This is a genomic window from Kitasatospora sp. MAP5-34, assembly GCF_029894335.1.
Classification (GTDB): Bacteria; Actinomycetota; Actinomycetes; order Streptomycetales; family Streptomycetaceae; genus Kitasatospora.
Genome location: NZ_JARXZC010000037.1, coordinates 67,282 through 77,558, shown reverse-complemented (window position 1 = coordinate 77,558; position 10,277 = coordinate 67,282). Strand labels below are relative to the sequence as shown.

Genomic DNA, 10,277 nt, shown 5'->3' with positions numbered 1-10,277 from the left:
ATATCTGGCGTTGACTTTTGGCACGCTGTTGAGTTCTCAAGGAACGGACGCTTCCTTCAAGCCGCTCTCGCAAGCTCTCCGGGCGCTTCGTTCGTGTTTCTAGCTTACCAGATCCGTTTGCTTGATTTTAACCAAGTTTTTGCGGTTCTGACTCGCAACGTTCACCGCTTCGTTCCGCGGCGACTCGACAAACGATAGCCCTTCCTGGGCCGGGTGCCTAATCGGGCCGCGCGGCGCGTCGCCCGGTCGGCCCAGTCGGCCTCAGCGGCAGGGGGCAGTCGGTGGGTACTTGGCGCGATCGTGCCTCCTCAGGCTGATGCCGTAGAGTGCGGCGCGTCGACCAAGAGGACTAGACCACTTGGGTGCGGTAGGGCCGCTGGCCATTGGTACGACGGCCCTGTCGGGCCGTGGCGATGTGTCGGTGGTGCTGATGAAGCAGCTCAGTGCCGCTCAGCGCCCCCTACGCTTCAGGTGCGGTATGTCCGTAGTTGACATGATTTAGGCTTCAGCCGCTGTTCTGAGGCCGCACTCCGTACTCCGTACTCCGCGTACTCCGCACCCGGGAGGCTCCCCCATGACCACTGTGACGTCGCCGTTGGCCGGTCGGGCCGTTGGGCTCGCCGCTGTGCCGGACCCTGTATTCGCCGGCGCGATGGTGGGCCCGGGCACCGCCATCGACCCGGTTCGCGAGCCCACCGAGGCGCTCGCTCCGATCGACGGGCTGGTCGTCTCCATGCACCCGCACGCGTTCGTGGTGGTGGACGGCGACGGCCACGGAGTGCTGACCCATCTCGGGATCGACACCGTGCAGCTGAACGGCGAGGGCTTCGAGCTGCTGGTCAACAAGGGGGACACGGTGAAGCGCGGCGACGCCGTCATCCGTTGGAACCCGGCTGCGGTCGAGGCCGCCGGCAAGTCGCCGATCTCCCCGGTGGTCGCGCTGGAGGCACCCGCCGACGCGCTCAGCGAAGTGGCCGAGACTGGCGATGTCCCCGCCGGTGGCGAACTGTTCACCTGGAACTGACCCCAGCGGGCTCCGGACGGGCGAGCCCATGACAGACGTAGCCGGAAACCCGGGTGGAAGGAATCAGAAGATGGAACAGGCGCTGCGAGGCGTAGGTGTCAGCCACGGTGTCGCGATCGGCCCGGTGCGGCACATGGGTACTGCGGTCCTGGAGCCGCCGGCGACGCAGATTCCTACCGAGGACGCCCCCCGGGAGCAGGCCCGCGCCCAGGCAGCCGTGGACGCCGTCGCGGCGGACCTGATCGCCCGCGGCAACCTGGCCGGCGGTGAGGCACAGGCGGTACTGGAGGCCCAGGCGCTGATGGCGCAGGACCCCGAGCTGATGGCCGACGTCGGCCGGCGGATCACTGTGGGCAGCAGCGCCGAGCGTGGCGTCTACGACGCCTTCGCCGCGTACCGGGCGCTGCTGGCCGCCGCCGGTGACTACCTGGCGGGGCGGGTCGCGGACCTGGACGACGTCCGGAACCGGATCGTCGCCCGGCTGCTCGGTGTGCCGATGCCGGGTCTGCCGGACAGCGACCAGCCGTACGTGCTGTTCGCCCGGGACCTCGCCCCCGCCGACACCGCGCTGCTCGACCCGACGCTGGTGCTCGGCTTCGTCACCGAGGAGGGCGGACCGACCAGCCACAGCGCCATCCTCGCGCGGGCGATGGGGGTGCCCGCCGTCGTGGCGCTGCCCGGTGCGGCCGGGGTGGCGGAGGACGTGGTCGTAGCGGTCGACGGCAGTAGTGGTGAGGTGCTGATCGACCCGTCGGAGGAGAAGCAGGACGAGCTGCGCCGCGTCGCCGCCGAGCGCAAGGCCGCGCTGTCCGCCAGCTCCGGGCCCGGTCGGACCTCCGACGGCCACACGGTGCCGCTGTTGGCCAACATCGGCGGGCCCGCCGACCTCCCCGCCGCGCTGGACGCCGGCGCCGAGGGGGTCGGCCTCTTCCGGACGGAGTTCCTCTTCCTCGACGACTCGGCGAAGGCGCCGAGCGAGGAGAAGCAGATCGAGGCGTACCGGAAGGTCCTGGAGGCCTTCCCCGAGGGCCGGGTGGTGGTGCGGGCGCTGGACGCAGGTGCCGACAAGCCGCTGGACTTCCTCACCCCGGCAGACGAACCCAACCCTGCGCTCGGAGTGCGCGGGCTGCGGACGCTGCTGGAGCACCCCGAGGTGATGCGGACCCAGCTGCGCGCGCTGGCCAAGGCGACCGAGGGCCTCCCGGTCCACCTGGAGGTGATGGCTCCGATGGTGGCCGACCGGGTGGACGCCAAGGCGTTCGCGGACGCCTGCCGGGAGGCCGGGCTGCGGGCGAAGTTCGGCGCGATGGTCGAGATCCCGTCCGCCGCGCTGCGTGCGCGATCGATTCTGCAGGAGGTCGAGTTCCTCTCGCTGGGAACCAACGACCTCGCCCAGTACACCTTCGCGGCCGACCGCCAGGTCGGCGCGCTGGCCCGGCTGCAGGACCCGTGGCAGCCCGCGCTGCTCGACCTGATCGCGCTCGCGGCGGACGCCGCGCGGGCGACCGGGAAGAGCTGCGGGGTCTGTGGCGAGGCGGCGTCCGACCCGCTGCTGGCCTGTGTACTGACGGGTCTCGGGGTCGCCAGCCTGTCGATGGGGGCGGCTTCGATCCCGTACGTGCGGAGCGCTCTCGCGAAGGTGACGCTGGCCCAGTGTCAGCGGGCTGCGGAGGCTGCGCGGGCCACGGACACCGCTGACGAGGCGCGGGCTGCGGCGGCGCAGGTGCTGTCCGGGGAGTAGTTGACCGAAGGGGGCACGGGGAACGCGCTGCGCAACAGTGCACGAGGTGCGTGGTTGGCAGCGCAGTTCCCCGCGCCCCTTTTGGGTTCACGCGCGGCGTTGGGCGCCGAGGTGTTCGAAGAAGCGCAGGTGGGCGAGGTTGTCGACCGAGCCGGGGTTGACGGCCTGGTCGAGGGGGGTGCCGGAGAGGAGGCGCTTGACCGGGACCTCGATGCGCTTGCCGGTGAGGGTGTGCGGGAGGCCCTCGACGGCGATCACCTCGTCGGGGACGTGGCGCGGGGAGAGTTCGGTGCGCAGCGAGGTGCGGATGCGGCCGATCAGGGCGTCGTCGAGGGTGGCGCCGGGGGCGAGGACGACGAAGAGCGGCATCCAGTAGCCGCCGTTCGGCTCTTCGAGGCCGATGACCAGGGACTCGGCGATCTCGGGGAGGCGTTCGACCACCTCGTAGATGTCCGAGGAGCCCATCCGGACGCCCTGGCGGTTGAGGGTGGAGTCCGAGCGGCCGTGGATGACGACGGTGCCGCGCGAGGTGACGGTGATCCAGTCGCCGTGGCGCCAGGTGCCCGGGTACATGTCGAAGTAGCTGTCGTGGTAGCGCGTGCCCTCGGGGTCGTTCCAGAAGCCGGTGGGCATGGACGGCAGCGGCTGGGTGACGACGAGTTCGCCGACCTCGTCGGTGTGCGGCTTGCCCTGGACGTCCCAGGACTCGACGGCCGCGCCCAGGCAGGGGGCCTGGATCTCGCCGAGGTACACCGGGAGAGTGGGGACGCCGCCGACGAAGCAGGAGCACACGTCGGTGCCGCCGCTGACAGAGGCGAGCCAGAGGTCGGCCTTGACCTCGTCGTAGATCCAGCGGAAGCCGTCGGGCGGCAGCGGCGAGCCGGTGGTGCCGAGGCAGCGGACGGCGCTGAGGTCGAGGTCGCGGCCCGGGTGGAGGTCGGCCTTGCGGCTGGCGATCACGTACGCGGCGGAGGTGCCGACGACGGTGGCGCGGGTGCGGGCGGCGACCGACCAGAAGGCGCCGGTGTCGGGGTGGCCCGGGCTGCCGTCGTACGTCACGACGGTGGCGCCGACCAGGAGGCCGGCGACCAGGAAGTTCCACATCATCCAGCCGGTGGACGTGTACCAGAGGAAGCGGTCCTCGGCGGTGAGGTCGAGGTGCAGCCCGGCCTGCTTGAGGTGCTCGACCAGGATGCCGCCCTGGCTCTGGACGATGGCCTTGGGGAGGCCGGTGGTGCCGGAGGAGTAGAGCACCCAGAGCGGGTGGTCGAACGGGAGCGGCTCGAAGACCGGCTCGACGTCGGCGGCGGTGAGGTCGTCCCAGTGCAGGGCGCCCTCGGGGGCGGGGCCGCCGAGCAGCGGGACGTGGATGACCGCGCGCAGGGTCGGGAGTTCGCGGCGCAGCTCGGCGACGACCTCGGTGCGGTCGTGGTTCTTGCCGCCGTAGTGGTAGCCGTCGACGGCGAAGAGGGCGACGGGCTCGATCTGCTGGAGGCGGTCGAGCACGCTGCGGGCGCCGAAGTCGGGGGCGCAGGAGGTCCAGACCGCGCCGATCGAGGCGGTGGCGAGCAGGGCGACGATCGCCTGCGGGATGTTCGGCAGGTACGCGCCGACGCGGTCGCCGGGGCCGACGCCCTGGGCGCGTAGCGCCGCGCTCAGCGAGCCGACCTGGCGGCGGAGCTCGGCCCAGCTGAGGGCGACCGGCTCGGCGGTGGTCTCGTCCAGGTGCAGGATCGCGGGCTGGTCGGCGTGCGCCGGGTCCTCGCCGTGGCGGAGCGCGTGCTCGGCGTAGTTGAGGCGGGCGCCGGGGAACCAGCGGGCGCCGGGCATCGCCGGGTCGGCCAGGACTGCGTCAGGTGCGGTGGAGAAGCGGACGTCGAACCAGTCGGTGACGGCCGTCCAGAAGCGGTCCAGGTCCTCGGTGGACCAGGCGTGCAGGGCGGCGTAGCGCGCCGCGGCCTCGTCGTCCGTGGCGGTCGGCGCGAGGGGGGCGGCCGGGGCTCCGTGGTGTTCGGCGGCCCAGGTCTGGAAAGCCACCAGCTGGGTGGCGGCGGCGCGCTCGGGGGCGGGCCGCCAGAGCGGCTGGTCCTGGGTGGGGGTGCTCACGGTGGTGGTCTCCCGGCCGAAGGGGGGACGGGAGTGCTCGTGGCAGGGCCCGTCCGGAGTGGCTCTGACGGTGCAGACCCTGCCACGTGAGGCTCGGCTGCGCCAGGGCCTCCGACGGTGGGTGCGATCACTGCGGGCGCGGTGCGGAAGGGTGCGGGTCAGTTGCCTTCCGGTTCGCGCAGTTCCCCGCGCCCCTGGTTGTGCGCTCAGAGGTTTGCGTACTTGCCCGTGAACCATTCCTGTTGGACGCCCGTGTGGAACTGGAAGGCGAGCGGGGTCTCGGCCGTGCCGAGTTGCCAGCCGTCGGTCTCGTCGGTGGGCTTGGAGGGTGGGAGGTCGGCGAGGTCGCGGGCGGGGAGGAGGCCGAAGAGGCAGAGGAAGCCGCCGGCCGCGTCGGAGGCGGTGGAGATCAGGGTGACGTCGGCTGCGTCGGCGTGGATGCCGGTCTCCTCGCGGAGTTCGCGGACGGCGGCCTGCTGCCAGCTCTCGCCGTAGTCGATGTAGCCGCCGGGAAAGGCCAGCTCGCCGAGGCCCGGTTCGATGGTGCGGCGGATGACGACCACGTTCCGGCCGCCGTCGGGGAGGTTCACGGGGAGCAGGACGACCACCACGGGCAGCGGGTTGCGGTAGCTGATCTCCGCGCAGCCGGGGCAGCTGCGCGGCCAGTCGGCGGTGCCGGGCGGGTAGGGCGTTCCGCACCAGTGGCAGTGGGAGTAGGGCCCGTACGTCGTCCGGTCGGCCTCGTGAGTGGTCATGGTGTGGATGGTAGTGGGGCGAGGAGGAGGGCGGTCGTACAGTTCAGGCAGTCGTTCCCGGTCCAGTTGGAGGCAGTTGTGCCCGTCCGTCCCGCCGATTTCGCCGAGGCGCTGGCCACCGGCCCGCTGGTGCTCGACGGGGGGCTGTCGAACCAGTTGGCGGAGGCCGGGTACGACCTGTCGGACGAGCTCTGGTCGGCCCGGCTGCTGGCGGACGAGCCGGAGGCGATCGTCCGGGCGCACGCCGGGTACTTCGCGGCGGGCGCGGAGGTGGCCATCACGGCCAGCTACCAGGCGAGTTTCGCGGGTTTCGCGCGGCGGGGTGTCGGCCGGGCGGAGGCTGCCCGGCTGCTGGGGTCGAGTGTGGAGCTGGCGCGGGAGGCCGCCCGGCGGACGCCGGGTGACCGGCCGCGCTGGGTGGCGGCGTCGGTGGGTCCGTACGGCGCGGTGCTGGCGGACGGTTCGGAGTACCGGGGGCGGTACGGGCTGAGCGAGGCGGAGTTGGAGCGGTTCCACCGGCCTCGATTGGAGGTGTTGGCTGCCGCCGGGCCGGATGTGCTGGCGATCGAGACGATCCCGGACGCGGACGAGGCGCGGGCGCTGCTGCGGGCGGTGCGGGGTCTGGGGGTGCCGGTCTGGTTGTCGTACAGCGTCGAGGGGGCGCACACCCGCGCGGGGCAGCCGCTCGCGGAGGCGTTCGCGCTCGCGGCCGAGGCGGACGAGGTGATCGCGGTGGGGGTGAACTGCTGCACGCCGGAGGACGCCGGGCGGGCGGTGCGGATCGCGGCCGAGGTGACGGGGAAGCCGGTGGTGGTCTACCCGAACAGTGGTGAGAAGTGGGACGCCGAGGCCCGGGACTGGCAGGGTGGGTGGAGCTTCCGTCCGGAGGCGGTGGCCGGGTGGCTGGCGGACGGCGCGCGGCTGGTGGGGGGCTGCTGCCGGGTCGGCCAGGAGCAGATCGCCGGGCTCGTGCAGGCCGTCCGGGGGGCGTGCGGCTGACGGCAACCCGGGGGGAGAGGTGCACGCCCGGCCGTCGGCCTGGCAGACTCGTGCCGAGACCACACCGGTCGACAATGTCGACCGCCTGTCAGCGGAGGTACCCATGCCCGGCCCGATCCAGTCGCTCTCCCGGGCAGCCGCGATCATGCGACTGCTGGCCGGCGGCGAGCGCCGGCTCGGGCTGTCGGAGGTGGCGACCTCGCTGGATCTGGCGAAGGGCACCGCCCACGGCATCCTGCGCACCCTCCAGATGGAGGGTTTCGTCGAGCAGGACCCGGAGAGCGGGAAGTACCAGTTGGGCGCGGAGCTGCTGCGGCTGGGCCAGAGCTACCTGGACGTGCACGAGCTGCGGGCCCGCGCCCTGGTCTGGGCCGACGACCTGGCCCGGGCCAGCGGCGAGACGGTCTACCTCGGAGTGCTGCACCAGCAAGGGGTGCTGATCGTCCATCATGTCTTCCGCCCGGACGACACCCGGCAGGTGCTGGAGGTCGGCTCGATGCAGCCGCTGCACAGCACGGCGCTCGGCAAGGTGCTGCTGGCGTACGACCCGGTGGCCCGTGGCGAGCTGGGTGACACCGCGTTGGAGGCGTACACCTCACGGACCCTCACCGACCTCACGGACATCGACGCCGAGTGCGCGCTGATCCGGGAGCGGGGCTGGGCGGACTCGATCGAGGAGACCTGGGAGGGTGTCGCCTCGATCGGCGCGCTGATCCAGGACCGGCGGCGCAACCCGGTCGGCGCGGTCTGCATCAGCGGCGCGGTCGAGCGGGTGTGCGAGGACGGGTTCGTCCGGCCGTCCCTGGTCGCCTCGGTGCGCAGCGCGGCCCGGGCCATCTCCCGGGACCTCGGCGCGGGTCGCTTCTGACCCTCCCCCACATCTGCTGCGCGTGAGCGCGGACGGGCTTCTGCCCGTCCGCGCTCTGGTGTTTTGTCAGCATTTTCGACAATTTGGCTGGTAGTTTCGCGGGCGACTTCCGATCACTGCGAGTGATCGGTCACAGGTAGGTCACCCGGCCTTGACGTAGTACGGGCGGAGAGAGCAAGCTTCCGCATGACGGTCGACATTGTCGAACGGTGGCCGGGGATCGCCGCCACACCGTCTCCCCCACTCCCCCACCTGCTCGGGCCATACGGACAAAGGAGTCTTTGTGTCCGCCTTCTCCAACGGCGACATCTTCGTCGGCGAAACCCTCGGCACCGCCGCGCTGATACTTCTCGGCGGTGGCGTCTGTGCCGCCGTGACGCTCAAGAAGTCCAAGGCCGTCAACGCCGGTTGGCTCGCGATCACCTTCGGCTGGGGCTTCGCGGTGATGATCGCCGCGTACATGGTCGCCCCGAAGTCCGGCGCCCATCTGAACCCGGCGGTCACCCTCGCGCTCGCCGTCGAGAGCGGCGACTGGAGCAAGGTGCCGGTCTACCTCGGCTCCCAGCTGCTCGGCGCGATGATCGGTGCCGTACTGGTCTGGGTCACCTACTACGGCCAGTTCCAGGCCAACGAGGAGCCGACGCTCGGCATCTTCGCGACCGGGCCCGAGATCCGGAACCCGATCCAGAACCTGCTGACCGAGATCATCGCCACCATGGTGCTCTGCATGGCGATCCTCACCCAGGGCCTGACCAAGGGCGTCGGCCTCTCCGGCATCGGCGTGCTCATCACCGCCTTCACCGTGGTCGGCATCGGCCTCTCGCTCGGCGGCCCGACCGGCTACGCGATCAACCCCGTCCGTGACCTCGGCCCGCGCATCGTGCACTCGCTGCTGCCGATCCCGAACAAGGGCGGCTCCGACTGGTCGTACGCCTGGGTCCCGGTGGCCGGCCCGATCATCGGCGGTCTGCTCTCCGGCTTGCTGTACAAGCTCGCTTTCTGAGCGTTCCGAGCGTTCCGAGCTTCCGCGCTTCTGACGAAGCAGCAACGCCCGCCGCAGCCCGGGTTTGCCCGAGCGCGATATCCGGGGACTGAACCTGCGTCAGGCAGAACCGGCCCCCGTCACCACCCCCGAAACCCTCATTCCGAGCCGAGGACCTTTCATGACCACCGAGCTCTCCGGTAACGCAGCCCTCTCTGGCGACGCAGCTCTCTCCGGGAACTACATCGCCGCGATCGACCAGGGCACCACCTCCAGCCGCTGCATCATCTTCGGTGCGGACGGCCGGATCGTGGCGGTCGACCAGCAGGAGCACAGCCAGATCTTCCCCCAGCCGGGCTGGGTCGAGCACGACGCCGCCGAGATCTGGACCCGGGTGCAGTCCGTGGTCCGAGGCGCGCTGGAGAAGGCCGGCCTGACCAGGGACGACATCCGCGCGATCGGTATCACCAACCAGCGCGAGACCACCGTCCTGTGGGACAAGAACACCGGCAAGCCCGTCCACAACGCGCTGGTCTGGCAGGACACCCGCACCGAGGCGCTCTGCCGCGAGCTCGGCCGCAACGTCGGCCAGGACCGCTTCCGCCGCGAGACCGGCCTGCCGCTGGCCAGCTACTTCGCCGGCCCGAAGATCCGCTGGCTGCTGGACAACGTCGAGGGCCTGCGCGAGCGCGCCGAGGCCGGCGACATCCTCTTCGGCACCATGGACACCTGGGTCATCTGGAACCTCACCGGTGGTGTCAACGGCGGCAAGCACGTCACGGACGTCACCAACGCCTCGCGCACCATGCTGATGAACCTCGAGACCCTCGCCTGGGACGAGAAGATCGCGTCCTCGATGGGCGTGCCGCTGAACGTCCTCCCGGAGATCCGCTCCTCCGCCGAGGTCTACGGCCACGCGGTCGGCGACCTGGCGGGCGTGCCGGTCGCCTCGGCGCTCGGTGACCAGCAGGCGGCGCTGTTCGGCCAGACCTGCTTCAGCGAGGGCGAGGCCAAGTCGACGTACGGCACCGGCACCTTCCTGCTGCTGAACACCGGCGAGAAGATCGTCAACTCGTACCACGGCCTGCTGACCACCGTCGGCTACCGGATCGGCGACCAGGCCCCGGTCTACGCCCTGGAAGGCTCGATCGCCGTCACCGGCTCGCTGGTGCAGTGGCTGCGCGACCAGCTCGGCATCATCTCCACCGCTGCCGAGATCGAGACGCTGGCCAACACCGTCGAGGACAACGGCGGCGCGTACTTCGTCCCGGCCTTCTCCGGCCTGTTCGCCCCGTACTGGCGCTCCGACGCCCGCGGTGTGATCGCCGGTCTGACCCGTTACGTGACCAAGGGCCACCTGGCCCGCGCCGTGCTGGAGGCCACCGCCTGGCAGACCCGTGAGGTCGTCGACGCGATGGAGAAGGACTCCGGCGTGACGCTGACGGCCCTCAAGGTCGACGGCGGCATGACCTCCAACAACCTGCTGATGCAGAACATCGCCGACGTCCTGAACGCCCCGGTCGAGCGCCCGTACGTGGCCGAGACCACCGCGCTCGGCGCCGCCTACGCGGCCGGCCTCGCGGTCGGCTTCTGGCCCGATCTGGACACCCTGCGGGCCAACTGGCACCGCGCCGCCGAGTGGACCCCCCGCATGGACGAGGCCACCCGGGAGCGCGAGTACAAGAAGTGGCTGAAGGCCGTCGAGCGCACCATGGGTTGGGTGGAGGAGGACGAGCAGAACTGACGGTACGAACCGGCCGGGGCCCCAGTGGCCCCGGCCGGTTGAGATGTTTCCGGCCCCC

8 protein-coding genes are annotated in these 10,277 nt (G+C 71.2%); 6 read left to right on the top strand and 2 right to left on the bottom strand.

Annotated features, from left to right (window positions below; genetic code table 11):
• Nucleotides 1-574 precede the first annotated feature (574 nt).
• A complete protein-coding gene (locus tag P3T29_RS25690) occupies nt 575-1,024 on the top strand; it encodes a PTS glucose transporter subunit IIA (protein ID WP_280718991.1) in 450 nt (149 codons plus the stop codon).
• 70 nt (nt 1,025-1,094) lie between these two features.
• The gene (gene ptsP, locus P3T29_RS25685; RefSeq protein ID WP_280718990.1) at nt 1,095-2,765 is read left to right on the top strand and encodes a phosphoenolpyruvate--protein phosphotransferase; all 1,671 of its coding nucleotides are present in this window, start codon (nt 1,095-1,097) and stop codon (nt 2,763-2,765) included.
• An 87-nt stretch (nt 2,766-2,852) separates the two neighbouring features.
• On the opposite strand, the gene P3T29_RS25680 is transcribed toward ptsP, so the two are convergent.
• Nucleotides 2,853-4,871, bottom strand: a complete 2,019-nt coding sequence (locus P3T29_RS25680; RefSeq protein WP_280718989.1) for an acetoacetate--CoA ligase — start codon at nt 4,869-4,871, stop codon at nt 2,853-2,855.
• Between the two features lie 206 nt (nt 4,872-5,077).
• The gene (locus P3T29_RS25675; RefSeq protein ID WP_280718988.1) at nt 5,078-5,626 is read right to left on the bottom strand and encodes an NUDIX domain-containing protein; all 549 of its coding nucleotides are present in this window, start codon (nt 5,624-5,626) and stop codon (nt 5,078-5,080) included.
• A 78-nt stretch (nt 5,627-5,704) separates the two neighbouring features.
• Between P3T29_RS25675 and mmuM the strand changes: the two genes are divergently transcribed.
• From mmuM to glpK, 4 genes are all read left to right on the top strand, one after another.
• Nucleotides 5,705-6,625, top strand: a complete 921-nt coding sequence (gene mmuM, locus P3T29_RS25670) for a homocysteine S-methyltransferase (protein ID WP_280718987.1) — start codon at nt 5,705-5,707, stop codon at nt 6,623-6,625.
• Between the two features lie 103 nt (nt 6,626-6,728).
• Nucleotides 6,729-7,493: an IclR family transcriptional regulator gene (locus P3T29_RS25665; RefSeq protein ID WP_280718986.1), complete on the top strand. Its 765-nt coding sequence runs from the start codon at nt 6,729-6,731 to the stop codon at nt 7,491-7,493.
• Between the two features lie 283 nt (nt 7,494-7,776).
• Nucleotides 7,777-8,496 (top strand): MIP/aquaporin family protein, encoded by a 720-nt coding sequence (locus tag P3T29_RS25660; RefSeq protein ID WP_280718985.1) that lies wholly within the window; start codon nt 7,777-7,779, stop codon nt 8,494-8,496.
• A gap of 160 nt (nt 8,497-8,656) precedes the next feature.
• Nucleotides 8,657-10,219, top strand: coding sequence for a glycerol kinase GlpK (gene glpK, locus P3T29_RS25655; protein WP_280718984.1), 1,563 nt, complete (start codon nt 8,657-8,659; stop codon nt 10,217-10,219).
• The last annotated feature ends 58 nt before the right edge of the window (nt 10,220-10,277 follow it).

What these genes read in the sequence shown, in the direction of transcription:
- P3T29_RS25690 (WP_280718991.1), top strand. Translation starts at nt 575, where the DNA reads ATGACCACTGTGACGTCGCCGTTGGCCGGTCGGGCCGTTGGGCTCGCC.
- ptsP (WP_280718990.1), top strand. Translation starts at nt 1,095, where the DNA reads ATGGAACAGGCGCTGCGAGGCGTAGGTGTCAGCCACGGTGTCGCGATC.
- P3T29_RS25675 (WP_280718988.1), bottom strand. Translation starts at nt 5,626, where the DNA reads ATGACCACTCACGAGGCCGACCGGACGACGTACGGGCCCTACTCCCAC.
- P3T29_RS25665 (WP_280718986.1), top strand. Translation starts at nt 6,729, where the DNA reads ATGCCCGGCCCGATCCAGTCGCTCTCCCGGGCAGCCGCGATCATGCGA.
- glpK (WP_280718984.1), top strand. Translation starts at nt 8,657, where the DNA reads ATGACCACCGAGCTCTCCGGTAACGCAGCCCTCTCTGGCGACGCAGCT.